The organism is Haladaptatus sp. CMAA 1909, assembly GCF_043952005.1.
In the GTDB taxonomy this organism is placed as follows: Archaea; Halobacteriota; Halobacteria; order Halobacteriales; family Haladaptataceae; genus Haladaptatus.
The window spans coordinates 2053599-2077172 of record NZ_JBIOAV010000001.1 but is presented as its reverse complement, the minus strand read 5'-3'; the positions used below and the strand labels follow the sequence as shown (position 1 = coordinate 2077172).

At 61.0% G+C, this 23574-nt stretch carries 22 protein-coding genes; 11 read left to right on the top strand and 11 right to left on the bottom strand.

Annotated features, from left to right (window positions below):
• Window positions 1–6: 6 nt before the first annotated feature.
• Entirely contained in the window at window positions 7–1038 is a 1032-nt protein-coding gene (locus ACGYLY_RS11380; RefSeq protein WP_395281502.1) for a YbhN family protein, read from the bottom strand.
• Window positions 1039–1229: 191 nt separating this feature from the next.
• Here ACGYLY_RS11380 and ACGYLY_RS11375 point away from each other — a divergent pair, with 191 nt between their 5' ends.
• On the top strand, window positions 1230–1580 hold the full coding sequence (locus ACGYLY_RS11375; RefSeq protein ID WP_395281503.1) for a hypothetical protein: 351 nt from the start codon (window positions 1230–1232) through the stop codon (window positions 1578–1580).
• A gap of 33 nt (window positions 1581–1613) precedes the next feature.
• Window positions 1614–1820 carry a hypothetical protein gene (locus ACGYLY_RS11370; RefSeq protein WP_395281504.1) on the top strand — a complete coding sequence of 69 codons (207 nt, stop codon included), beginning with the start codon at window positions 1614–1616 and terminating at the stop codon, window positions 1818–1820.
• 204 nt (window positions 1821–2024) lie between these two features.
• Here the strand turns inward: ACGYLY_RS11370 and gatB are convergent, their stop codons facing one another.
• Both gatB and ACGYLY_RS11360 read right to left on the bottom strand, forming a co-directional pair.
• Window positions 2025–3542, bottom strand: a complete 1518-nt coding sequence (gene gatB / locus ACGYLY_RS11365) for an Asp-tRNA(Asn)/Glu-tRNA(Gln) amidotransferase subunit GatB (RefSeq protein ID WP_395281505.1) — start codon at window positions 3540–3542, stop codon at window positions 2025–2027.
• A gap of 109 nt (window positions 3543–3651) precedes the next feature.
• The gene (locus ACGYLY_RS11360; RefSeq protein ID WP_395281506.1) at window positions 3652–4173 is read right to left on the bottom strand and encodes a DUF4352 domain-containing protein; all 522 of its coding nucleotides are present in this window, start codon (window positions 4171–4173) and stop codon (window positions 3652–3654) included.
• A gap of 186 nt (window positions 4174–4359) precedes the next feature.
• On the opposite strand from ACGYLY_RS11360, the gene ACGYLY_RS11355 reads away from it, so the two are divergent.
• The 3 genes from ACGYLY_RS11355 to ACGYLY_RS11345 are packed head-to-tail and all read left to right on the top strand — an operon-like array spanning window position 4360 to window position 9158.
• Window positions 4360–4623 (top strand): hypothetical protein, encoded by a 264-nt coding sequence (locus ACGYLY_RS11355; protein ID WP_231184667.1) that lies wholly within the window; start codon window positions 4360–4362, stop codon window positions 4621–4623.
• Window positions 4624–4648: 25 nt separating this feature from the next.
• Window positions 4649–8227 (top strand): chromosome segregation protein SMC, encoded by a 3579-nt coding sequence (gene smc, locus ACGYLY_RS11350; RefSeq protein WP_395281507.1) that lies wholly within the window; start codon window positions 4649–4651, stop codon window positions 8225–8227.
• Window positions 8220–9158 carry a segregation/condensation protein A gene (locus ACGYLY_RS11345; protein WP_395281508.1) on the top strand — a complete coding sequence of 313 codons (939 nt, stop codon included), beginning with the start codon at window positions 8220–8222 and terminating at the stop codon, window positions 9156–9158. The genes smc and ACGYLY_RS11345 overlap by 8 nt, the downstream gene beginning before the upstream one ends.
• On the opposite strand, the gene ACGYLY_RS11340 is transcribed toward ACGYLY_RS11345, so the two are convergent.
• From ACGYLY_RS11340 to mtnP, 3 genes are all read right to left on the bottom strand, one after another.
• Entirely contained in the window at window positions 9155–10225 is a 1071-nt protein-coding gene (locus ACGYLY_RS11340; protein WP_395281509.1) for a pyridoxal-phosphate-dependent aminotransferase family protein, read from the bottom strand. The two genes, ACGYLY_RS11345 and ACGYLY_RS11340, sit on opposite strands and share 4 nt — an antisense overlap.
• A gap of 125 nt (window positions 10226–10350) precedes the next feature.
• Complete coding sequence (locus ACGYLY_RS11335; protein WP_395281510.1) at window positions 10351–10506, bottom strand: hypothetical protein; 156 nt, start codon at window positions 10504–10506, stop codon at window positions 10351–10353.
• 77 nt (window positions 10507–10583) lie between these two features.
• Window positions 10584–11432 carry an S-methyl-5'-thioadenosine phosphorylase gene (mtnP, locus tag ACGYLY_RS11330; protein WP_395281511.1) on the bottom strand — a complete coding sequence of 283 codons (849 nt, stop codon included), beginning with the start codon at window positions 11430–11432 and terminating at the stop codon, window positions 10584–10586.
• Window positions 11433–11590: 158 nt separating this feature from the next.
• Here mtnP and ACGYLY_RS11325 point away from each other — a divergent pair, with 158 nt between their 5' ends.
• Window positions 11591–13078, top strand: a complete 1488-nt coding sequence (locus ACGYLY_RS11325) for an MATE family efflux transporter (protein WP_395281512.1) — start codon at window positions 11591–11593, stop codon at window positions 13076–13078.
• Here ACGYLY_RS11325 and ACGYLY_RS11320 read toward each other — a convergent pair whose 3' ends face one another.
• Together ACGYLY_RS11320 and ACGYLY_RS11315 are read right to left on the bottom strand one after the other, a co-directional pair.
• Window positions 13079–13690: an HD domain-containing protein gene (locus ACGYLY_RS11320; RefSeq protein ID WP_395281513.1), complete on the bottom strand. Its 612-nt coding sequence runs from the start codon at window positions 13688–13690 to the stop codon at window positions 13079–13081. It abuts the gene before it with no gap.
• 13 nt (window positions 13691–13703) lie between these two features.
• Window positions 13704–14414 carry a phosphoribosyltransferase gene (locus ACGYLY_RS11315; protein ID WP_395281514.1) on the bottom strand — a complete coding sequence of 237 codons (711 nt, stop codon included), beginning with the start codon at window positions 14412–14414 and terminating at the stop codon, window positions 13704–13706.
• A gap of 179 nt (window positions 14415–14593) precedes the next feature.
• On the opposite strand from ACGYLY_RS11315, the gene ACGYLY_RS11310 reads away from it, so the two are divergent.
• The gene (locus ACGYLY_RS11310) at window positions 14594–15991 is read left to right on the top strand and encodes a hypothetical protein (protein WP_395281515.1); all 1398 of its coding nucleotides are present in this window, start codon (window positions 14594–14596) and stop codon (window positions 15989–15991) included.
• A gap of 542 nt (window positions 15992–16533) precedes the next feature.
• On the opposite strand, the gene ACGYLY_RS11305 is transcribed toward ACGYLY_RS11310, so the two are convergent.
• Complete coding sequence (locus tag ACGYLY_RS11305; protein WP_007979560.1) at window positions 16534–16866, bottom strand: hypothetical protein; 333 nt, start codon at window positions 16864–16866, stop codon at window positions 16534–16536.
• Window positions 16867–17542: 676 nt separating this feature from the next.
• Complete coding sequence (locus tag ACGYLY_RS11300; RefSeq protein WP_395281516.1) at window positions 17543–18343, bottom strand: hypothetical protein; 801 nt, start codon at window positions 18341–18343, stop codon at window positions 17543–17545.
• A 487-nt stretch (window positions 18344–18830) separates the two neighbouring features.
• On the opposite strand from ACGYLY_RS11300, the gene ACGYLY_RS11295 reads away from it, so the two are divergent.
• Window positions 18831–19754 carry a PhzF family phenazine biosynthesis protein gene (locus tag ACGYLY_RS11295; RefSeq protein ID WP_395281517.1) on the top strand — a complete coding sequence of 308 codons (924 nt, stop codon included), beginning with the start codon at window positions 18831–18833 and terminating at the stop codon, window positions 19752–19754.
• A 4-nt stretch (window positions 19755–19758) separates the two neighbouring features.
• Here the strand turns inward: ACGYLY_RS11295 and ACGYLY_RS11290 are convergent, their stop codons facing one another.
• Window positions 19759–20106 (bottom strand): KTSC domain-containing protein, encoded by a 348-nt coding sequence (locus ACGYLY_RS11290; RefSeq protein ID WP_395281519.1) that lies wholly within the window; start codon window positions 20104–20106, stop codon window positions 19759–19761.
• Window positions 20107–20288: 182 nt separating this feature from the next.
• On the opposite strand from ACGYLY_RS11290, the gene ACGYLY_RS11285 reads away from it, so the two are divergent.
• The 3 genes from ACGYLY_RS11285 (at window position 20289) to ACGYLY_RS11275 (ending at window position 23541) form a co-directional block, all read left to right on the top strand.
• Window positions 20289–20627: a hypothetical protein gene (locus ACGYLY_RS11285; RefSeq protein ID WP_395281521.1), complete on the top strand. Its 339-nt coding sequence runs from the start codon at window positions 20289–20291 to the stop codon at window positions 20625–20627.
• A 119-nt stretch (window positions 20628–20746) separates the two neighbouring features.
• Entirely contained in the window at window positions 20747–23092 is a 2346-nt protein-coding gene (ppsA, locus tag ACGYLY_RS11280) for a pyruvate, water dikinase (RefSeq protein WP_395281522.1), read from the top strand.
• Window positions 23093–23322: 230 nt separating this feature from the next.
• Window positions 23323–23541 carry a hypothetical protein gene (locus ACGYLY_RS11275; protein ID WP_395281523.1) on the top strand — a complete coding sequence of 73 codons (219 nt, stop codon included), beginning with the start codon at window positions 23323–23325 and terminating at the stop codon, window positions 23539–23541.
• Window positions 23542–23574 lie beyond the last annotated feature (33 nt).

Here is a 23574-nt window from a genome sequence, read left to right as displayed (position 1 = left end):
ACACCGTCAGCGGCGGTTCGATTCGAGAATCGTGACGGCCGCACCACCCGCGACGATGGGGAGCAGATACGTCGTCCCTCGAAAGACGAGCAGCGCGGCCGTGATCGTCGGAAGCGGCACCTTCGTCACGCTCACGAGCAGGATGATGTACGCCGCGTCGATACCGCCCGAACCCCCCGGAAGCGGCGTTATGCTCGCCGTCATCGCGAGCGGTACGATAAACAACGGCGCTTCGACCGGAATAGCGTAGCCGAACGAGTAGAGGGAAAGCCACAGTGCGGTCGTCAGGAACAGCCACCCGCCCGCCGAGAAGAACAGTCCGACGGCGAGAACACGGGGTGTTCGCGCGATTCGTTCCAGATTCGAGACGAACACCGAAACCCGGTGTTCCAATTCCTGCTCCGGCAGGTCGGCGTCGAACGGCGTCCTTCTATCGATCCATTCGAAGAGTCGTGAGATGCCGCCGACAACCGATGTCGCGAGTCGGTCCCGCGACCGCCACGCGAACACGGCGATGACGGCGACCGCTACGGCGACGGAGAAAAAGAGGGTCACCGCGAATTCGAGTCGGGGATTGAGCGTCGCACGCACCGTGAAATACCCGAGTCCGACCATCGCTAATCCGACGGAGGGAAGCAGGTTGATGGTGTCGACGCTCACTACCGTCGACAACCCCGTTTCGTACTCCGCACCCGTCGATCGGGAGACGAACAGCGCGGCCAGCGGTTCGGCACCGGCCTGTGCGAAGGGCGTGATACTGTTGGCGAAGACGATGCACATGTATATCAGCACCGTCCGTTGCCGCGTCTGCGGATGGTCGAGCAAGGAGAGGAGGGCGTGAAGGGCGGAACTCCACGATATCAGCCAGAGCGACGCGGCGACGATGATGGCGACGATGACGTACCCGTTCGCCGCCCGAAATGCGACGATGACCGCGTCGACACCGACGAACCACACGATGAGAGCGATGACGAACAACGACGCGAGCAGGCCCAGAGCGACCGACCGGACGTTCAATTCTTCGCTCGCTGCGTCCATCCCCCATCTCCCCCGTTCGACCCGATCCCGACTCGGTTCATCCGTTCCAGCAAACGGTCCCCACGGGTAAGAATCATCATGACGGGTTCGTCGGTGGACTACTCGTGTCGGGGTCGTCGTCCAGACGTACTCTCCGGCACGCGGAACTAAAAGCCAGAAAACGTATGTGTTTTCGAACGCAGAAAACGGATATGGATGATTCGAAGCGTCGCCTCTCCCTCCTCGTGACGGTCCCTCTCTACGCGCCCGCCTTCCACATCACCGGGACACGATACGAGTACAAAAGTGCCGAAATCACGCCCACAAACGATACACTCTCCATCGCCGACGACGGGCGATTCGACGAAATCGCGGGCATCGACTGTCTCCGCGAACACGACATCTCTCGACTCTGTGTTTACGAAGCACGCGCACTGAACGGCACCGTCAGAGTAGACCATCCCGTGACCAGTCGAGCTTCCTTCGGGAGGCACTTGTATCCGAAAGAGCAGTACGTCGCGTTCAACGCAAACCACCCCCTCTACCGGCGGACCGCGGAGTAGAGAAACGGCTCGTACGTCCTCGGTCTCGAATGCGTGTCGGCTACGACTGTGCTGGAAGACGTGGCAATCGACGGGAAACACGTATCACGCCGGACGAGAACTGCCGTGGAGGAAGGGTCCGTGAAAACCCGCAAGAAGCTTCCACACGCGAACCGAATCGTGGACACTCCCGACGGCTACTTCGTCGTCTACCAATCGGAACGACATACCTTCATGAAGACGAGCCCGGAAACGGAGTAGATTGTCGAGTGGGCAGCGGTGCTGGTCGGCGCTGACGTGCTCCGGCGACTCTGAGATTTCTCGATTTCGAGCTCACCTCGTCCGTAGATTTAAACCCGAAAACGAAGCCAAATCGCCGCATGACATAGCCGACCGTCACGATGGGGTCGAGGCGGGTGTGTGGCACTCCCCATCGCAATCATCGCCCGTGCCGCCTGTTCGCAATTACTCGTCCAGTCGCTCGCGGAGCATGCCGTTCACGCTTCCGGGGTCGGCACTGCCGCCGGTCTTCTGCATGACCTGTCCGACGAGGAAGTTGATAGCGCCGCCTTCGCCCGCGTGGTAGTCCTCGACCGTGTCCGGATTCTCCTCGATGGCTTCCGTCACGGCCCGTTCGACTTCGCCCGAGTCGGCTTTCCCGAGTCCCTCGCGGTCGATGATGGTTTCGGGGTCGTCGCCCTCGTCCAGCATCTCGCGGAGAACCGTCTCTTCGGCGTTTTTGGCCGTAATCTCGTCCCCGGCGACGAGTCGGATGAGGTTCTTGAACTCGCCCAGTCGCCCCTCGACGTCCGTGATTTCCATGTCGCGGTAGTTGAGTTCGCCGAGGAGGCTGTCGGCGACCCACGCCGCGGCGAGGTCGGGGTCGAACTCCTCGGCCACGTCCTCGTAGAAGTCGGCGACCTGCTTGCTCGACGTGAGCTTGCTCGCTGCTTCCTTGTTCAGGCCGTACTCCTCGCGGAACCGCTCGCGGCGGGCGTCCGGCAGTTCCGGAATTTCGAGCTTCTGCTTCCAGTCGTTCACTTGGAGCGGCGGTAAGTCCTCCTCGCGGAAGTAGCGGTAGTCCTTCTCGGCCTCCTTCGAGCGCATCGAGACGGTCGAACCGTGCGTCTCGTTGAAGTGCCGGGTTTCCTGCTCGATGGCCTTTCCGCGCCGGATGAGGTTCTTCTGTCGACTTTCCTCGTAGGCGAGCGCGCTTTCCGCGCCCTTGTGACTGGAGATGTTCTTGACCTCGGTTCGGTTCGCGTCCGTGAGAACGTCCTCGGGAATCGACCCGTCGTCGTTCACGTCCGCTTCGGGGACGATGGAGAGGTTCGCGTCGATGCGCAGACTGCCGTCTCGCGTCGAGTCGAAGGCGCCGAGGTATTCGAGTACCTCTTCGAGCTTTTCGAGGAAGGAGACGACTTCGCCGGGTTCGCGGAAGTCGGGATCGGTGACGATTTCCATCAGTGGTGTCCCGGCGCGGTTGTAATTGACGAGAGTGTAGTCGGCGCGGTCGATGCCGACGGTTCGCGTTTCGATATCGCCCGTCCCGTCCCGAACGTGACGGAGACTTCCGGGGTCCTCTTCGAGGTGGGCACGGTGAATACCGACCGTTCGAGTGTCGCCTTCGAATCCGAACTCCAGTTCGCCGTTCTGGCAGATAGGCGCGTCGTACTGGGTTATCTGGAACCCCTTCGGGAGATCGGGATAGAAGTAGTTCTTCCGGTGGAAGGTCGTCTCCTCGGGGATGTCGGCATCGATGGCTTTGCCGACTTTGACGGCGTACTCCACGGCCGCCTCGTTCAGTACCGGGAGCGACCCCGGAAGTCCGAGACAGACCGGACATGTGTAGGTGTTCGGTTCGGCGTCGTCTTGGTCGGTCGAACACCCACAGAAAATCTTCGTGTCCGTCTCCAGTTGGACGTGGATTTCGAGGCCGATAACGGCCACGAGCTCGCCCTCTTGGACAGCCTGAGCAGTCATTACAGACTGGTTGGTCGGGTGAGTGTTAAAAGCCTACGGGACGCTTCGAACGGGGGCATCCCCGCGTACGATGCGCGGTAGTACTACCCGATAATCGCGTCGTGGTCGTTCACTGTCCTCGCCATCTGATGACGACAGGTCTGTTCAGTTCCGTGTACGTCCACTGTACGGTGAGTTCCGACTGTGAGACCGACTTCGGGATTTCGAATCGAAGTTCACCGTCGCGTATCGCTCCCGGTTTGCTCTGCCCACCTCGATACTGATATCGCGTGTACTCGCTACCGGTATAGCTCGTCGTCGAGTAGCTCTTGCCGTTCGCTTTGAGTTTCAGCGTTATCGCCCTCGGCAACTCGTGCTTTTCCTTCCCTTTGTTTTTGGTTTCGACGGAGACGATGGCGAACTGCTTTCCCTTCGCCGGGGTGACCGCCGAACCCAGCTTGACGTATCGGTCCTTGAACTCGACCTCCTCGACGGTGATGTGGATGCCCCCTTTCAGCGTCGCAGTCTCTCCGATTTGAACCGTTCGGACGTCTCGTTTTTTCGTCGCCCCGTTTTGAACCGGAGACAGACGGCCCGCTATGCCACCGGAAAGCCCTGCTCCGACCGCCGTAAGTACTTGCCGTCGGTTCACGGTTCGGCGCTCAACCCGCTCTCCTAATGATGTTGTGGCGGTTTCCAGACACGAACGCGGCGATGTCGTAAAAATTGTCGTCGACCGGTGTTGATTATTCCCCGTTGTCACGTTCTGCCGGATTTTATCAACTGTCTGCCGTATGTCTGACGCACATTTATTGATAAACCGTCACGCATACGATGTATGACTAGCCAGCGCGACCGAATCGGTTCGCTCGAATCCCGAATGGAAGAACTGGAAGCGACGATTCGCGGCCTGACGGAGGAATTGGTTGAGGCGAACCAGCGCATCCGCGAACTGGAGCAGGCACGGGAAGCAGCGGAAGCGGCGAAAACGGACGCGAAACCGGAATCGACACAGGCCGAAGAGGCTAAATCTGATGAGTCTAAGGACGACATAGAAGAAGAGGAGTCGTCCGAACTCGGTGACGACATCATCGTCGCGTAGGACTTCTCTTTCCCACGAGCAATCCATGCACATCAAAACGCTCGTCCTCGACAAGTTCAAGAGCTTCGGCCGGAAGACCGAAATCCCGTTTTACGAGGACTTCACCGTCGTTACCGGTCCGAACGGCTCCGGGAAGAGCAACATCATCGACAGCGTTCTCTTCGCGCTCGGACTGGCACGAACCCGCGGCATCCGCGCCGAGAAACTGACCGACCTCATCTACAACCCGGGCCACGACGGGGACGAATCGGCGAGCAGCGGGCCGCTCGAAGCGTCAGTCGAAGTCGTTCTGGACAACAGCGATGGGACCCTCGACCGGACGCAAGTCGTCAACGCCGCCGGTACCGACAACGTCGGCGACGTGGACGAAATCACCATCAAACGCCGGGTCAAGCAGACCGAGGACAACTACTACTCGTACTACTACCTGAACGGACGCTCGGTCAACCTCTCGGACATCCAGGACTTGCTCGCGCAGGCGGGCGTGACGCCGGAGGGCTACAACGTCGTCATGCAGGGCGACGTGACCGGCATCATCAACATGACGCCGTTCGAACGGCGCGAAATCATCGACGAAATCGCCGGCGTGGCGGAGTTCGACGCGAAGCGGGACGCGGCGCTGGAGGAACTCGAAGTGGTCAAGGACCGAGTCGAGGAGGCCGAACTCCGAATCGAGGAGAAGGAGGACCGACTCGACCAGTTGCGCGACGAGCGCGAGACGGCGCTCGAATATCAGGGCCTCCGCGAGGAGAAAGAGGAGTACGAGGGCTACCTGAAGGCCGCCGAACTCGAAGAGAAGCGCTCCGATCTGAACGCGACCCGAACGGACATCGACGAAAGAAAGGAGGAACTCGTCTCCCTTCAGCGCGAGTTGGACGAAAAACAGGGAACGGTCGTCCGCCTCGAAGACGAACTGGAGGAACTCAACGCCGAAATCGAGCGCAAGGGCGAGGACGAACAGCTCGCCATCAAGAGCGAAATCGAGGAGGTCAAAGGGGAGATTTCCCGCCTCAAAGACAAAATCGAGACGGCGGAGGAGAAGATAGCGGACGCGGAAAACCGCAGACGGCAGGCGTTCGTCGAAATCGACCGCAAGCAGGAGACGGTGGACGAGTTGGGCGGCGACATCCGCGACATCAAAATCGAAAAGGCCTCCGTCAAGGGCGAAATCGGAACCGAGGAGTCGAAACTCGCCGAAATCGAGGAGGAAATCGAGAACGTCGACACCGAGTACGACGAGGTGAAAGCAGACCTCGCCGAGAAGAAGGAAGCGCTCGAAGAGAAGAAGAGCGAGAAAAACGAGCGCCAGCGCGAGAAGGACCGCCTGTTGGACGAGGCACGGCGGCGTTCGGACTCGGTGAACGAGAAGCAGGACGAACTCGCGTCTGCACGCGACCGGATTCCGGAACTCGAAACCGAACTCGGGGATTTGGCCGACGAACTGACCAAAGCCGAACGAAACGCGAGCCAAATCGAGGATGTGGTGTCCGACCTGAAGGCCGAAAAGTCCGAACTCCAGTCGGACCTCGATGCGGTGGAAGGGAAGATACAGTCCAAACAGCAGGAGTACGCCGAACTGGACGCGCGGGCGAACGAGAGCGGCGATTCGTCGTTCGGTCGCGCCGTTTCCACGATTCTGAACGGCGGGGTGGACGGCGTTCACGGTGCGGTCGCGCAACTCGGCAGCGTGAGTCAGCAGTACGCCACGGCCTGCGAGACGGCGGCGGGCGGCCGACTGGCGCAGGTCGTCGTGGACGACGACAGCGTCGGACAGCGCTGTATCGAGTATTTGAAGCAGCGAAATGCGGGGCGGGCGACGTTCCTTCCCATCACGAAGATGCAAAAGCGCCGTCTACCGTCCCTGCCCAACACGCCGGGCGTGGTCGATTTCGCGTACAACCTCGTCGACTTCGATTCCGAGTACGCGTCGGTGTTCTCCTACGTCGTTGGCGACACACTCGTCGTGGAGGACATGGAGACGGCCCGCGAGTTGATGGGCGACTTCCGCCTCGTGACGCTCTCGGGCGAACTGGTGGAAAAGAGCGGGGCGATGACCGGCGGTTCGACCAGCGGGTCGCGCTACTCCTTTTCGGCCTCCGGCAAGGGCCAAATCGAGCGTGTGGCGCGCCAAATCAACGAGTTGGAGGACGAACGCCAGTCGATTCGTCAGTCCATCAGCGGCGTCGAGGAGCGGTTGGACGACGCCCGCGACCGACAGACCGACGCGACGGACCAAGTTCGCAGCATCGAGAACGACATCGAGCGAAAGGAGTCCGAACTCGAAAGCATCGAGGAGAAAATTGGGTCGCTACAGGACGACATCGAGGAGATACAGGAAGAACGCGAGTCGGTCACCGAGCGGATGGAGGAACTCGACGCCGAGGTGTCCGCCCACGACGAGACCATCGCCGATATCGAAGCCGACATCGCGGACCTCGAAAGCGAACTCGCGGACTCGAAGATTCCCGAGTTGACGAGCGAGGCCGACGAAGTGCAGGCCGAAATCGACACGCTCGAAGAGCGGATGGATTCGCTCGACGGCAAACTCAACGAACTGCAACTCGAAAAGCAGTACGCGGAGGACGCCATCGACGACCTCCACGACGACGTGGAGTCCGCTCAGAATCGAAAGGCCGAGCAGGAAGACCTCATTTCGGACCTCGAATCGGACATCGCCGAGCGGGAGGAGACCCTCGAAGAAAAGCGCGAGGCGGTGTCCGAACTCGAAGAGGAACTCACGGAACTCAAGGACGAACGCGCCGAATTGAAGGAGGAACTGCAGGACGCGAAGTCGAAACGCGACGCCCAGCAGTCGAAGGTCGAAGGCGTCGAAAACCGCCTCGAAAGCCTTCAGCGGAGCGCGAGTCGTCTCGAAGAGGAGGTGGCTGAACTCCGCGAGGAGGTCGGTGAGTACGACCCCGAGGACGTGCCGGACCACGACGAGGTGCAGTCGAACATCGACCGACTCACTCGACAGATGGAGGCACTCGAACCGGTCAACATGCTCGCCATCGACGAGTACGACGAGGTCGAGAGCCAGTTGGACAACCTGAAGGAGCGGAAGGCGACGCTAGTGGAGGAGCGCGACGGCATCCGCGAGCGCATCGACTCCTACGAATCACAGAAGAAGGAGACGTTCATGGAGGCCTTCGACGCCATCGACGAGCACTTTCAGGACATCTTCACGCGCCTGTCCGCCGGGTCGGGCGAACTGTTCCTCGAAAACGACGACGATCCGTTCGACGGCGGGTTGACGATGAAAGCGCAACCCGCGGACAAACCCGTCCAGCGTCTCGACGCCATGAGCGGGGGCGAGAAGTCGCTGACCGCGCTGGCGTTCATCTTCGCCATCCAGCGCTACAACCCGGCACCGTTCTACGCGCTGGACGAGGTGGACGCCTTCCTTGACGCCGTGAACGCCGAACGCGTCGGCGAGATGGTGCACGAACTGGCGGGTGACGCACAGTTCGTCGTCGTCTCGCATCGCTCCGCGATGCTCGACCGCTCGGAGCGGGCCATCGGTGTGACGATGCAAGGGGACAACGTGAGCAGCGTGACTGGTATCCGGTTGGACGGGGAGCAGGAGGTGCCCGCGGGTGACTGACGGTTTTCCGGAGGAAAACCGAAACACGAGCGGCAAAGCCGCGAGTAGCGATTCTTCGGACGACATCCCGTTGAATATCGCCGGTCACGAGGACCGTGACCGCGAGGAGTCCGACCTCCTGGCCGACCTGCCAACGGAGGACTCGGACGACGAGGTGGAACCGGTCGAACTCCTCGTCCAACTCGCGGAGGAGGGCGAAATCGAACCGTGGGACATCGACATCGTCGACGTGACGGACAAGTTCCTCGACCGATTGGACGGCACGGACCTCAGGACGTCGGGACGGGCGCTGTTCTACGCCAGCGTCCTCCTTCGGATGAAAAGCGACGCCCTGATCACGGAGGACGAACCGGAAGAGGAGGAACTCGAACCCTGGGAGGCACCGATGTCGATGGACGAGACGGACGGCGTCGACCCCGTCGCGTCGCTCGAAGACGAGATGGAGCGCCGACTCGACCGGAAGAACGCCCGCGGAAAACCGGAGACGCTGGACGAACTCGTCCGCGAACTCCGGGAACGCGAACGCGGGTCGTGGTGGAAGGAGTCGCGGACCTACGACACGAGTGGGTCGCCGCAGGGCTTCCAACGCGGGACACAGACGCTCGATTACCACTCGGGCGACGACATGCGCTTCGACGACGAACCCACGGAGTCGGAGGTGACGGGCACGACCCACGACGAGGACATCGAGACGGTCATCGACGACGTGCGGGACGCGCTGGTTTCACAGTACGAAGCGGGACGGACGGAGGTACTCTACGCGGAAATCGAGATGGTCGGTTCGACGCGGGTGATGACGTACCTCGCTCTTCTGTTTCTCGCCCATCGGGGAACGCTCACCCTCGAACAGGACGACCTGTTCGGCGACCTCTGGGTGCAGGACGCCCGCGGTGCAGACGACGAGGAACCGCCGGAACTCCTCGCGGACTAATCGAGGACCGCTTCGAGCGCGTCCATCGTTTTCTCGACGGCTTCGAGGTCGGCACCGTACCCCATGTGACCGATTCGGAGGAGGTCAGCCGCCATCTCCCCGAGTCCCGTCGCGACGAGGATTCCGTGGTCGTCGTACAACCGCTCCTGTATCTCCTCCGCCCGTCCCTCGATTTCGAAGGCCGTGACGGTGGGCGAACAGAGCGACTCCGTTCCGGGGAACGGTTCGAGTCCGAGTTCCTCGCCGCGCTCACGACAGCGGCGGGCCGCCGTTTCGTGCCGCGCGAACACGTTTTCCCGCCCTTCGTCCAAAATCATATTCAGCGACGCCTCCAATGCGTAGAGGTTCGAAACGAGGTGCGTGTACGGAAGGAACGAGAAGTCGGCGTCCTGCCACGGTTCCAGACTCGTGTAAAACCCGTTCTGTTCCGTCTCCTCGACCTTCTCCCACGCCGCATCGCTGACGGACATGGTCGTCAGGCCGGGCGGCGAACTGAAACACTTCTGGGACGCGCCGAGACACACGTCGATGTGTTCGACCGGAACCGGCGCTCCGCCGAGCGACGACACGGCGTCCACGATGGTCAACACGCCCGCGTCCTGCAACGTCGGCAGAATCTCGCCGAATCCGTTTAACAGGCCGGTCGGCGTCTCACAGTGGACCATCGTCGCGGCGGCGAAATCGCCCGCCTCCACGAGCGCGGCCACTTCGTCCGGGTCGAACGCCTCCCTGTAATCGACGTCGTGGAGTATCGGGTTGCCACCGGCCATCTCCACGAAATCCGCGAACCCGTCGCCGTACAGGCCGTTGGCAAGACAGAGCACGTCGTCCCCCTCCTCGACCAACGAATCGACGGCAGTTTCCAATCCGAGGATACCCTCGCCGCCGAGGACGACCATCTCGTCGTCCGTTCCGTACACCCGCGCCAGTTTGTCGAGTACTGTCCCGTAGTACGATTCGAATTCGGGATTCACGTCCGGGTTCATCGCCGGTTCCGCCATCGCCTGTCTGACCTCCTCGGGGACCGCCGTCGGTCCCGGCGTCATCGTGAGCGCGTTCTCGTCCATGGGTCCTATGTGTGCGTAGGGGAAGTAAAACCGTCCCTCAAGCGCCCCGGGCGAAGACGTGAACGAGTCCCTCGGATTTGATCCGCGTCTTCGCCCGTCGGTTCCGTTTCCCCGTGCGTGCCAACTCACGAACGATACAGCAGGAGGGCTATCAGGAAAATCAACAGCAGCGGGATGACCGAAACAGCGGTTTCGAACGGAACCAAGAGCAACACAACCGAAGCCATCACGACGAACTCCAGCGCCACCAGCACGCTGACGATTTCGCTCTGGTCCGCCATGTCCCGATATCGTTCGCGCACTGGTGTAAGTTTTCGGAACGTTCGGAGCGATACCCGAGGCTCGTCTCGACCCGGGTTCAGAGGTATTCGCCCGCGAGCAGGTCTATCTCCTCGCGCGTCTCCTCGGGAATCGCTTCAGTCGGGGTGTTGATGGTGCCTTCGAGCGCGTGATCACAGTCACACTCGCGCTCCTCGGGCATCGTCCGAATCGCGTGTTCGACGACCTCCTTGATGGCGTCCTCGTTCTTCGCCGCGTTCTCCAACACTTCCTCCAACGTCACTTCGCTGTCCTCCTTCCACACGTCGTAGTCCGTGACGCCCGCCACCGTCGCGTAGCACATCTCGGCTTCGCGGGCGAGTTTCGCCTCCGGAATCGCCGTCATGCCGATGATTTCGAAGCCCTGTGCGCGGTAGAACTCGCTCTCGGAGCGGGTCGAGTACTGCGGGCCTTCGATACAGACGTAGGTGCCGCCCGAGTGGTGGTCCGCGTCGGTCGCCTCGCCGCTCGCGTCCGAGAGGTGAGACACCATGTGCGGGCAGTACGGGTCCGCGAACGGCATGTGGACGACCATGCCGTCGCCGAAGAACGTCGGGGTCCGGTGTTTCGTCCGGTCGAAAATCTGGTCGGGAACCACGAGCGTCTGTGGTGGGAGTTCCTCGCGAAGGCTTCCGACCGCGTTGCTGGCCAGAATCCGCTCCACGCCGAGTTGCTTCAGCGCGTGGATGTTCGCCTGGTAGGGCGCTTCCGTCGGCGTCTTCTGGTGCTTCGGGCCGTGTCGGGGCAGGAAGGCGACTTCCTTCCCAGCGAGTTTGCCGACGGTGACGGGCGCGCTCGGTTCGCCGAAGGGCGTCGTCACGTTCTCCTCGCGGGTGTTTTCGAGTGGCAGCGCGTCGTAGATGCCGCTTCCGCCGATGAAGCCTATCATGTCGGGTACTCGTTCCGGTGCCCACCTAAACGACACGGGTTCGGCTCACGTCCTCTCCCGTCTCTCGTCTCACGCTCTTCGACTTCCGTCACACTCCCGTGCGATATGACATCATACCATACGCGTTTTAAAATAGGTTCCCTGAGTGGGTACGTTCCATGTCATCTCCTCGTTCTGCGACGGGAATCACGGAGGGTCCGCTCGTTGGACCCATGGTTCGCCTCGCGTGGCCCATCGTGGTCATTCAGCTCTTGCAGGTCACGTACAACATCGCCGACACGTTCTGGCTCGGCGCGCTCTCCTCGGAAGCGGTCGGTGCGCTCTCGCTCGCGTTCCCCATCATCTTCTTCCTCATCTCCATCGGGGGTGGGTTCACGACGGCCGGGAGCATCCTCGTCGCACAGCACACCGGCGCTGGCGGTGAGGAGGAGGCGAGCGCGGTGGCGGGACAGACGCTTTCGTTCGTCTCCATCGTCGCGGTCGTCATCAGCGTCGTCGGCTATCTCCTCGTGGATCCGATGCTTGGCCTGCTCCCCGCCGACGAGCAGACCGCCACGGTCATCGTTCCGATGGCAGCCGACTACATGCGGGTGTTTTTCCTCGGATCGCCGTTCCTCTTCGGTTTCTTCGTCTTCTCGGCGCTCATGCAGGGCTACGGCGAGACCCGACCGCCGATGCGAATCATGGCCGTCAGCGTCCTGCTGAACGTCGTCCTCGACCCGCTGTTCATCTTCGGCGTCGGATCGTTCGACGGCATGGGCATTCGGGGCGCGGCGATAGCTACCGTCCTGTCGCGGGCCGTCGCCACCGTCATCGGCCTGTACGTCATCTTCGGCACCGACGCGGGACCGAGCGTCGAACGGAAACACCTCTCGCCGGACCTGGACCGCATTCGGGAAATCGTCCGCATCGGCGTTCCGACCGCCGCCGAACAGTCCACGAGTTCGCTGGCGATGGTCGTCCTCACCGGGATGGTGGCGACGTTCCCGCCGGCGGTCGTCGCCGCCTACGGCCTCGGAAACCGTCTCTCCTCGCTCGTCTTCCTCCCCGCGATGGGACTCGGGCAGGCGACGAACACCATGGTCGGGCAGAACCTCGGGGCGCGGAAACCGGACCGCGCGGAGCGGTCGGTTCGCTTAGCCGGAGCGCTCGTCGCGGGCGTGATGTTCGTGGTGGCGCTCGTGGCGTTTCTCGTCCCCGAACCGCTCGTTTCCGCGTTCCTCTCCGCCGACTCGCCGCAAGCCGTGGCGACCATCGCCTACGGGAGCGACTACCTCAGAATCATGGCTCCGATGTTCGTCTTCATGGGCGTCCTCCAGGTCGTCCTCGGCGCGTTCCGCGGCGCGGGCAGTACCAGAACCGCGCTCGCGTTCTCGATGGTGACGCTGTGGGTCGTCCGCGTCCCGGCGACCTACCTCCTCGTCTTCCTCGGCGACTGGGGTCCGACCGGGATTTGGACGGGCGTCGCGCTCGGTGACACCGTCGGCGCAATCGTCGCCGTCGCGTGGTTCCTCCGCGGAACGTGGAAGAAAGCGGTGGTCGCGGATGCGGACGGTACGAGTACGGACGCGGATATCGAGGCGGATGTGGGTCCGGAAACGGATTCCGACGCCGAGACGGACCCGGAATCGCCGGCGGCGGACTGATTACTCGTCCGTTCCGCCCTCTCCCCCGTCCCGAACCGTCTCGTAGCGCGTCCGGATCTCCTCGAACAGTTCCCGTCCGACCGCGGTTCGGAGTCTCGGTTCCGCCGTGGCGAAGAATTCGTCCAGGTCCTCGTACTCCTTGAACTGTTCGTTCTCCCGTTCGCCGTCGTAGCGGTTCCCGCGTTCGTAAACGAGCGCTTGCAGGCACATGTCCACCAGATCCATATCTTTGACGAAGAGGGACTCGGACGTCTCGCGGGCCTCGTACTCCTCCCACAGGTCGCGGATTTCGGGGTCGAGCGCGGGCGCGAGGGCGTCCATGGCGTCGCGTTCCCGTCGGTCTTTCTCCGTCGCCGAAACGCGCTGGTCGGCGTCGTTCACGCGGGTGGCGACGTCGCCGGTCTTTGCCTCCGCGAGGTCGTGGACGAGCGCCATGCGAAGCGCTCTGTCGATGTCGATGTCGGCCTCGTTTCCGTACTGCAAACAGAGCAGCGCGACGCCCCACGTGTGTCCCGCGACCGTCTCGGGGTCGGTGATTCCCCGGAGTTGCCACCCGGTTCGGCGTTCGTCCTTCAGGGCGAACGCCTCCGCGAGCGCATTGATGGTGTCCATGGTCTCTCGACGGCTACTGGACGCCCGTCGCGTTCTTCAGCAGTCGCCAGCCGTCGTTTTCGCGGGCGAGGACGTCCCGCCGAACCATCTCTTCGAGGACCTCGCTCAAGCGGTCGGGTTGGGCGATTTCCATCTGGATTCGCTCCACGTCGTGGTACTCGTTGAGGTAGTGGCGGATGTCGTCCTTCGAGAACACCTCGTCGTCGGCCCGGTCCATCGCGCCGCTCGTGATGTCTATCATGTCCTCGATGAAGTTCCACGGATAAACCATCCACGCCCACTCTTCGAGGCGCTCGCCGATGTAGTCGGGTTCGAACTCGCTCGTCTGGAGGAGTTGGAGGGTGGCCGTTCGAATCTCCCCGGCGTCGCGGTCCTCGACGTACTCGCAGGCGTGTTTGAGCGACCCGCCCGTGTCCGCGATGTCGTCGATGATGAGCACGTCCTTGCCCTCGACGCTTCCCTCGGGCATCGGATAGCGGACTTCGGGTTCGCTCGATTTCTTGGCCGCACCGACGTAGTGTTCCATCTTGAGGCTCGTCAGGTCGTCCAAGCCGAGGAAGTCACAGATACATCGCCCGGCGAACCAGCCACCGCGTGCGAGCGCCACGATGACGTCGGGTTCGAAGTCGGAGGCTTTCACCTGCTCGCTCACGTCACGGCAGAGGCTGTAGATGTAATCCCAGTTGGTGATGGTGCATTTGAAATCGTCCGGGATGTCGCTCATTCTATCCGAACCTCGCGCGTCGTCACACTTAACGGTTTACAGGTCGCCGCCTCGCCGATTCACCCTCGAAATTTTACTTCCGCGACCACCATGAACTATATTACCACACACGACTTAATATCATTGAATAGCCCGATGAAAACACCCCCCGGCCGAACGGCTGTCGTGACGAGATACACATGACACATACACAAGAGTACGAACACCTCCTCGACTGCAAGAACGTCCTCGCCGTCGATTACGACGAGGAGACGAACACGCTCACCGTCTTCGTCTCGCAGAAACTCCCCGACGCGGACCTCGCCGACGAGGACAACGTGAAAAAGCGCGTCTCCGGCGTCACCGTCCGCGTCGAGGACGCGGGCTACGGCGACGAACGCGACGGGTTCGACGCGCTCTCGTTCCTCGAACCGCTCCCCGAAGCCGAGGCGGGCCGGCAAGACCGCCACCGACCGGTGGTCGGCGGCGTCAGCGAAATCAACGCGAAATCGACGGCGGCGACCGCCGGACCGTACCCCGCCCGCGTGACGGATTCCTCGAAAGCGAACTGGGACGACTCGGTTTCCGAGGGCGACCTCGTGCGCCTCTCGAACAACCACGTCTACGCCCGAGTGAACGAAGGGGAGTTCGGCGAACCGATCATCCAGCCGTCGCCGAGGGACGGCGGGAGCATGCCGGACGACAAGACCGGCGAACTGCGCGGCTACGTCACCGTCGAGGACGGCGCGCTGGTGGACGCGGCGGCGCGCTCCGTGGACCCCGAGCGGGAATCGCCCGAGTACTACAAGTTGGACGACTCGTGGCCGACGAGCGTCCGCCGCGAGGACTACCGCTCGCTCAAGGGCCAGACGGTGACGAAATCGGGCCGCACAACCGGCGTCACGCAGGGCGACGTGAAGGCCACCGGCGCGAGCGTCCGCGTGAACTACGGCGACGCGGGCACCATCAAACTCCGCGACCAACTCATCGCGGGGCCGATGTCCAAGGGCGGCGACAGCGGGTCGCCCGTGTTTCTCGATTCGACCGGCGAACTCGTCGGCCTGCTCTTTGCCGGGTCCTCGCGCCAGACCATCTTCTCCAAAATCGCGGCCGTCGAGTCGGAACTCGGCGTCGAACTGCTGACCGAGGAACCCGGTGAAGGCGGTGGCGGCGACGGTGGGAGCGGTGGCGGACGCGGCGGCGATGATGGTCGTGGTGGCGGTGATGGTGGTCGCGGCGGAGACGGCGGCAGCGGCGGTGGCGGAACCGGCGACGGGTCGGTCACCTACCGCGAGACGTTCGACACCACGGTCACGGTTTCGACCGACGGACCGGAACTGTCATTGGAATCGTTCTCGGTGTCCGGCGCGGCCGGTTTGGGAAAGCAGGTGAAGGCGACCGCGGAGGTGTCCGGCACCGCCGCCGGGACCGGATGGCTCTCCGTGCAGGGGAATCGAACCACGTTCGAGTTGACCGACGACGACGCCCGCGACGGAGCCTTCGTCCGCGACGTCTCCCTGACCGTCGCAGTCCCCGACTCCTCGACGGATTCCTTCGATTTGCGCGTCACCGGCGGCTACGTCGTTCAGTCGTCGTAACGGCGTTCGAGTCGAGTTGGATCTCATTTTTATCGTTTCAGTAGTTAGTGCTGCCAATCACCCCGAAAATCGAGAGGACGACGTCCGAATACAACAAAAACTCGGCGTGAACGATTATCCGCTCTCATACGCGATTTGCCGGAGCCACCAAATGCAGACCATGGACAACAGTGTCGAGCCGAACATAAGCACGAATTTCAAGACCGAGCCAAACCCAAACAGTTCGCTCACCCTGCTGCCGAGCAAAATACCGACTGCAAGTGAGAGTGACCTCGTAGCTAGTCCCACATCTTTCAATGACTCATGCATTACTCTCGATACTGATTTGAAATATTTGAACTCCTCCTATTTCCTTTTGGTCGTGCTCGTTGCCGGACTCGTTCGACGCACGTTACCGGAGGCTACGTCGTTGAGTCGTCGTAATCGCCATCGGAACTGAATGCAAGGCGCACATCTTTCACCCCACGCCTCCAGTTCGTTGCGTCCGTGGTGTTCTCGTAGCAGAACGAGGGGGAAGACAGACGAGAAACTCACGCAGTATCTCAGACGACGGCGAAGGTCGCAACGAGGCTCCAGAGGACGATGCCGAGGAGGTAGAACGTGAGAATCGCTCGGTTGTTCGTGGGGAGCGAGGACCCGACGTGCAACTGTGATGGTGCGGCGTCCGTTTCTACGAAGTCGTTTCCCTCACCACCTTCTATCGCCATGGTCGGGGCGCTTCCGGTCCGTGCATGGAGAAAGCAGAACACGAACAGGGACGCGATCAGCAGCAGGCCGATGGCTTTGCCATAGATGTATGCGAGCGGAACGACCGTTATACCCGCTGCGAGGACGGTGTACGCGAGGAGGGCGGAAACGAGCGTATTTCGTTCCATAGCTTACTGCAACGAGTTGCAGGCATAAGTTTTGTGAAGAAATCGATGTCTATTCGATTACGGTATCGAATCCGGCTATTCCGAACTAACAGGGGAAGTGCAGTCTGATTTCTGGGATTTCATCGCGTTTCGAGATGCGTGATTGGTTCGATAACTGAAGTAGAACATGCGACGGCAGTGAGGTCGAATTTTCGAATTTGGCCGGTTTGGACGGTTTACTTCCTGTGGGCAGTATAAGCGGTAGTGGAAAATATTCGGGATCTCGAATTGAGCTGGATACAGCACGTCATGCAATATAAGCGGAGATTTATTACCGCTTACACAGAATTATAGCGACAATGAGTACAGAACATCGCCGCACCCGGGGCAATGTGATCGGTATCGTGTCCATCTTACTCACTGCAATAGCGGTTCAACTCAGTGGATCACCACTCCCGGATTTCTTTGGCCTTGATACATTCGCTTGGTTCACTTTATTTGGACTCGGTGTGATTATACTACACACGGTGGGCGTTTTCGGAAAGTAACTTCTTCAGGTAGAAGAGGTCTACTAACACACATGGATACCCTCGGTGAGAAGATCATCCAAGCCGATGCCCTTCTCTGGCACATCAGTAACGTTGGTGTTGGGATCGCGGTCTTCGTTGGTTGGCTCAAAACGACTATACAGTAGAACTCAGATAACAAACCAGTTGAAGATCGCAACGACAACGAGTAGCGGTGCAAGTACGCCGTATTTTACTAGCCGCCTCGTAAGATAGCGACGAAATTCCGTCGATTCTTGATCCGTAACCGCTAGAGGTAACGCATCAGTTCCGTAGAGTACTGGAGTTCCGTCCTCAATACGAAGGTTCCCGTATACTGTGAGTGTTGTTCCGTTCTCTATGGGCTTTGCCTGGACGTAGTACTGGCGTGCTCTGTCGCCTTTTGACTCGATCAGATCGATAACGTCTTCGATCTCATGTACGGTCTCGGTGCTCGTCAGATGGATGTATGGCGACGACCACATACTGGGCGAGACACTGATGGTTCTTGGTATTGTTGAGATGGTTGCCTCGGATAATGGAATTGTATTATGGGTGCGGATAAGCCACGTCGGATCGATCTTTGCAGTTCCCTCGTTGGTAGTAATCGAGAATTCCCCACATTCGATTCCGGACTCGTACCCCACTTTAGTCCGAGATATCGTTCTATCTTTTAGATCGATAACATAGAGGTTATCGCTATGTGAGATCCGCCACAGATATGCTCCTACTGCTGGATTATAAGCCGGAAATAGCTGGGTAGATCCCTCTGGAGGTGAGTCGACGGTTATGTCTCCTCGTAATAGGACTGTATCTCCTGTGTCAGTAATCTGTTTTTCTGTGTATGTCCCCGAGCGAATCGGCCAAAATATCTTGAGCGTACTGATTGCGTTGCTAAAATATGGTACCGACAATACTCCCGAAACTAGTGAGATAAAAATATTCAGTTCCATATACAGCCATCCATGCGTAAATGACGTATATATTTGCTGAATAGTCGTCTGAACCGGTCTGGATGCTCTCTTCGTAATATGAGAGAACTCATATCGGGTTTCTAGAATTCTTTGAGTTTGATACGCTTGCCAGTCTCGCTTAGTTCTGCGTAGTGCAACATGAGGCAGTGAGACAAACGGATCACAATCAATCTACTCTCCATATACCAGTGGACCACGTTTACTCCCGTCCGAAAAGCGGAAGCAGACGTGCTTACCGCCGCTACTCGATACGAACCGAATGTACTGGGCGTTTATCATTCTTCCTCCTCCGATAACAAGAAATGTAGCGTGGCAGGAGAATCGCGGAGTGATATCGAAGACGAGGGAGAACCGACGACGGATTCGGTTTGACCGCGATGGGAATGGACGACGGGAAATCCTATTCAACCGCCCACGGATATCGAGAACCGAGGCTTAAACACCGTTCCGAACACACCCACAGGACATGCAAACCTGTCGAACGCTGCTCGTGGACGCGTTCACGGACGAACCGCTGGCCGGAAACGCGGCCGGAGTGGTCCCCGACGCCGACGATTTGACGGCCGACCAGATGCAGGCCGTCGCCCGCGAACTCTCGGTGAGCGAGACGGCCTTCTTCGTCGAAAGCGATGCCGCGGACCGCCGGGTTCGGTTCTTCACGCCGACGACGAAAGTCGACCTCTGCGGCCACGCGACGATCGCTTCGCACGTTCACCTGCTCGAAGACGACCGCGTCGAACCGGGAACGCACACGCTCGAAACGAACGTCGGCGTGCTGGACATCGATGTGGAAGCGGACGGAACCGTCTGGATGACTCAGGATGACCCCGAAGTCGAGTCGGTCGATATCGAGTACGAGCGACTTGGCGCGGCGCTCGGCATCGACCCGGCGGCGCTCCGCGACGTGGGCGAGGACCTCCCGCTCGCGGTTTCCTCGACGGGATTTCCCGTTCTCGTCGTGCCCGTCAACTTCCTCGAACACCTCGGCGGTGCCGACCCGGACATGGAAACCATCGAGGAAATCGGCGAGGAGGTCGGCGCGCTCGGCGTCTACGTCTTCACGTTCGACGCCATCGAGGCGGGTTCGACGCTCCACGGGCGGATGTTCGCGCCCGCAGTGGGGATTCCCGAGGACCCCGTGACCGGAACGGCGAGCGGGTCGGTGGCGGCGTATCTGGACGTCCACGACGCGTTCGACAACGATGGCGAATCGGGCGGATTCCCCGACGAACTCCGATTGGAACAGGGGCACTTCGTGGACCGACCGGGCTACGTGCGCGTGCGGGTTGACGACGAGAACGCGGTCCGTGTCGGTGGTCGCGCGACGACCGCGCTGGACGGCAGTTTGGTCGTCCCGGACGCGGAGGAGGACGACATCATCGAGTGTTAGTACCTCATCGAATCCGACGATAGTCGTATGCGCCCCTGACGTTCTCGTGGAAATACGACCCGTGTGAGCGGGCGCTCAGCAGGTCCTGATACACCGACTGGGGAACGTCGACGTACCGATAGACGCCGCCGCTGTGGAACTCGATTTCGAGTATCTCGTCCTCCGAGTCGTAACCCACGCTCGCCAGACTGGTCGAATCCACGGGCGTCCGGGTTCGCCTGACGGACGCCAGCATCTCGTACGGTACGTAGCCGACGACCCCCGAACGGCGTCCTCGGAGGACGATGCCCTCGCTTCGCTCTTCGAAGTCGTCACATTCGATTCGCTCGCCGTCCCGTGTGCGCGCTTTCATCGTCGGGGTCACGATCCGAACGGGCGTCAACGCGTCGGCCGACGAATCGTTGCTGTAAGTTATACATAGTCACAGAAAACTATTTAACAATCCTCTGCATCTGTTCTATCGTACCTACTCGGGTAGTTCTGCACTCCCCATTCTATCGGTTCACCGTGCTATCCGGGCGGGTCGGAGTAATCATGACTGACAGCGATACGCCAACCGAGTCCGGAGCAGCGACGCCGGAACTGACGAGGGACGACCTTTCGAACGCCTTCGACGCCTTACAACGACCGGAGCGTCGAGCAGTTCTGTCGTTTCTTCACGAGTCCGGAACCGACACCATCGACTTGAACGAACTCTCCGACCACGTCTCGTCTCGGCTTTCCGGAACGGACGAACCCGTCGTTCGATCGATTCTCCATCACCATCACCTGCCCAAACTGGCCGACTTCGAGTTCATCGACTACGACAGAACGTCCCGAGTCGTTCGACCCCGCGATGGGGCAACCGAACTGGTCGCCATGTTCGTCGAATGACCGAAAACGATCGAACTGCCGCGGTGGCGAATCCAAAGTATATTCGGTTCTGAGTTACTTTTCCACGGCGAACTGGTCGGAACATTCTTTATGTACCTGCTTGTTTCCCCCCATACGCAATGGTTGTACTCTGGCTGGACGAAATCAGTGCAAACGACCTCGAACTGGTCGGTGGCAAGGGGGCCTCGCTCGGTGAACTCACCGGTGCGGACCTCCCTGTCCCGCCGGGATTCGTCGTGACCGCCGAGACCTATCGACGGTTCATCGAGGAGACCGGCATCGCGACGGAGTTGTTCGAGGCCGCCGACGTCGATACGGAGGATTCCGCGGCACTGGCGGAGGCCGAGTCGCGAGCGGAAGAACTCATTCTCGGAACGGAGATTCCTGACGACATGCGCGAGGGTATCCTCGCCGCCTACGACGACCTCGACGACGGGAAGGCGTTCGTCGCCGTTCGTTCCTCCGCGACGGCCGAAGACCTCCCGGACGCGTCCTTTGCGGGACAGCAGGAGACGTTCCTCAACATCACCCGTGACGACCTCGTGGAGCGAGTCAAGGAGTGTTGGGCGTCCCTCTTCACGCAGCGCGCAATCTACTATCGGCAGGAGAAGGATTTCGACCACAGGAAAGTGGACATCGCCGTCGTCGTCCAACGGATGGTCGACGCCGAGAAGAGCGGCGTCATGTTCACCAGTCACCCGTCGACTGGCGAGAGGAAGATAATCATCGAGGCCGCGTGGGGACTGGGCGAAGCGGTCGTCTCGGGGTCGGTGTCGCCGGACAACTACGTCATCGACCGCGAATCCGGCGAAGCCGAGGAGGTCACCATCGCCGACAAGAAGGTCATGCACATGAAGGACTCGGAGACCGGCGAAACGGTCGAACGGGACGTTCCGGACGACAAACGGAACGCCCGCGTCCTCACGGAGGCGGACATCGACCGACTCATCGAACTCGGCGAGGAGGTCGAATCCCACTACGGGACCCCTCAGGACGTCGAGTGGGCCATCGTGGACAGCGATGAGCAGAGCTCATCGAGCAGTCGGGCGTCGCCCGACGATGGCGAGGTCTACATGCTCCAATCGCGGCCGATAACCACCATCAGCGACAACGGCTCCATCGAAGCCGAGTCGTCCGAGGGCGTCGCCGACGGTAGCGGCACGGTCGAGGTGGCGGGGGGAGGCGGTCACGAAATAATCGTCGACGGACTCGGCGCGAGCCCCGGCATCGCGAGCGGCGCGGTCCGACTCGTCTCGAAACTCGACCAACTCGACAAGGTCAGCGACGGCGACATCATCGTCACCGAGATGACGACGCCCGACATGGTCCCCGCGATGAAGCGGGCGGCGGGTATCATCACGAACGAGGGCGGCATGACCAGCCACGCCGCCATCGTCTCCCGCGAACTCGGCGTCCCGGCCGTCGTCGGATGTGGCAACGCCACCGACGCCCTCGACGACGGGCAAGTCGTCACCTTGGACGGCGACAAGGGAACCGTCCGCGAGGGAGAACCCGAACGGGAACGCGAGTCCCAACGCGAACCCATCGAGGACGCGCGACCGAAGACGCCCGTCAAACCGATGACGGCGACGGAGGTCAAGGTGAACGTCTCCATCCCGGAGGCCGCCGAACGCGCCGCCGCGACCGGCGCGGACGGCGTCGGCCTGCTCCGGATGGAACACATGATTCTCTCGACCAACAAGACGCCGGAGCGGTACATCGAGGACCACGGCGTCGACGCCTACGTGGACGAAATCGTGGAGGGAATCCGCGGCGTCGCGGAGGAGTTCTATCCACGACCCGTGCGCGTCCGCACGCTCGACGCCCCGACGGACGAGTTCCAACAGTTGCAGGGCGGCGAGAACGAGCCGAACGAACACAATCCGATGCTCGGCTGGCGCGGCATCCGCCGCAGCCTCGACAAGCCGGACGTGTTCCAGCACGAACTCGACGCCTTCCGCGAGCTGTTCGAGATGGGCTACGACAACGTCCAGATAATGTTCCCGCTCGTCAACGACGCGGAGGACGTCCTCCGCGCTCGGCGATTGATGGCCGAGACGGGCATCGATCCCGACAAACGCTCGTGGGGCGTGATGATAGAGACGCCCGCCAGCGCCCTTCAAATCGAGGAGATGGCACAGGCGGGCATCAAGTTCGCCAGTTTCGGCACGAACGACCTCACGCAGTACACCCTCGCGGTGGACCGCAACAACGAGAACGTCGCCGACAGGTTCGACGAACTCCACCCCGCCGTCCTCGAACTCATCGGTCAGACCATCGACTGCTGCCGCGAACACGACATCAACACCAGCATCTGCGGACAGGCCGGGTCGAAACCGGAGATGGTTCGCTTCCTCGTCAACCGCGGCGTGTCGTCCATCTCGGCGAACATCGACGCGGTGCGCGACGTGCAACACGAGGTCAAACGCGTCGAGCAGAAACTGATGTTGGATTCGGTTCGGTAACGCGACCCCGTTTTCGTGGACTCCCCGTGACGAGTTTTCGTGGGCTTTCCGTGACGAGTTTTCGTGGGCTTTCCGTGACGAGTTTTCGTGGGCTTTCCGTGACGAGTTTTCGTGGGCTTTCCGTGACGAGTTTTCGTGGGCTTTCCGTGACGAGTTTTCAGAGTCCTTCGCAGGACGTCTCGAACGCAATCGTTATTGTATTCCATTCCTTCGTAACAGAAGATTAACTCGTGCGGCGACAGCTACTGGGATTCCTGTCCATCTCGTTTCTCGTGCTGCTGGTAGCGTGGGCGGCGACGGCCGTGGCGCTCAAACTGCACCTCATCGAGTCACCGCTCCTCGAAAACGCGGTGTTGCTCGTCACCGGTATCTTCTGCGTTCTCGGCCTCATCTTGTACTGCTGGCGCGGCGTTCGATGGCTTCAGTCCGCGCTGGAGACCGGCGCGTAACCGGGCCGTCAGCCCTCTCCGCTTCGCGCCGTT

What these genes read in the sequence shown, in the direction of transcription:
- ACGYLY_RS11380 (WP_395281502.1), bottom strand. Translation starts at nt 1,038, where the DNA reads ATGGACGCAGCGAGCGAAGAATTGAACGTCCGGTCGGTCGCTCTGGGC.
- ACGYLY_RS11375 (WP_395281503.1), top strand. Translation starts at nt 1,230, where the DNA reads ATGGATGATTCGAAGCGTCGCCTCTCCCTCCTCGTGACGGTCCCTCTC.
- gatB (WP_395281505.1), bottom strand. Translation starts at nt 3,542, where the DNA reads ATGACTGCTCAGGCTGTCCAAGAGGGCGAGCTCGTGGCCGTTATCGGC.
- ACGYLY_RS11355 (WP_231184667.1), top strand. Translation starts at nt 4,360, where the DNA reads ATGACTAGCCAGCGCGACCGAATCGGTTCGCTCGAATCCCGAATGGAA.
- smc (WP_395281507.1), top strand. Translation starts at nt 4,649, where the DNA reads ATGCACATCAAAACGCTCGTCCTCGACAAGTTCAAGAGCTTCGGCCGG.
- ACGYLY_RS11340 (WP_395281509.1), bottom strand. Translation starts at nt 10,225, where the DNA reads ATGGACGAGAACGCGCTCACGATGACGCCGGGACCGACGGCGGTCCCC.
- ACGYLY_RS11335 (WP_395281510.1), bottom strand. Translation starts at nt 10,506, where the DNA reads ATGGCGGACCAGAGCGAAATCGTCAGCGTGCTGGTGGCGCTGGAGTTC.
- mtnP (WP_395281511.1), bottom strand. Translation starts at nt 11,432, where the DNA reads ATGATAGGCTTCATCGGCGGAAGCGGCATCTACGACGCGCTGCCACTC.
- ACGYLY_RS11325 (WP_395281512.1), top strand. Translation starts at nt 11,591, where the DNA reads ATGTCATCTCCTCGTTCTGCGACGGGAATCACGGAGGGTCCGCTCGTT.
- ACGYLY_RS11320 (WP_395281513.1), bottom strand. Translation starts at nt 13,690, where the DNA reads ATGGACACCATCAATGCGCTCGCGGAGGCGTTCGCCCTGAAGGACGAA.
- ACGYLY_RS11315 (WP_395281514.1), bottom strand. Translation starts at nt 14,414, where the DNA reads ATGAGCGACATCCCGGACGATTTCAAATGCACCATCACCAACTGGGAT.
- ACGYLY_RS11310 (WP_395281515.1), top strand. Translation starts at nt 14,594, where the DNA reads ATGACACATACACAAGAGTACGAACACCTCCTCGACTGCAAGAACGTC.
- ACGYLY_RS11305 (WP_007979560.1), bottom strand. Translation starts at nt 16,866, where the DNA reads ATGGAACGAAATACGCTCGTTTCCGCCCTCCTCGCGTACACCGTCCTC.
- ACGYLY_RS11300 (WP_395281516.1), bottom strand. Translation starts at nt 18,343, where the DNA reads ATGGAACTGAATATTTTTATCTCACTAGTTTCGGGAGTATTGTCGGTA.
- ACGYLY_RS11295 (WP_395281517.1), top strand. Translation starts at nt 18,831, where the DNA reads ATGCAAACCTGTCGAACGCTGCTCGTGGACGCGTTCACGGACGAACCG.
- ACGYLY_RS11290 (WP_395281519.1), bottom strand. Translation starts at nt 20,106, where the DNA reads ATGAAAGCGCGCACACGGGACGGCGAGCGAATCGAATGTGACGACTTC.
- ACGYLY_RS11285 (WP_395281521.1), top strand. Translation starts at nt 20,289, where the DNA reads ATGACTGACAGCGATACGCCAACCGAGTCCGGAGCAGCGACGCCGGAA.
- ppsA (WP_395281522.1), top strand. Translation starts at nt 20,747, where the DNA reads ATGGTTGTACTCTGGCTGGACGAAATCAGTGCAAACGACCTCGAACTG.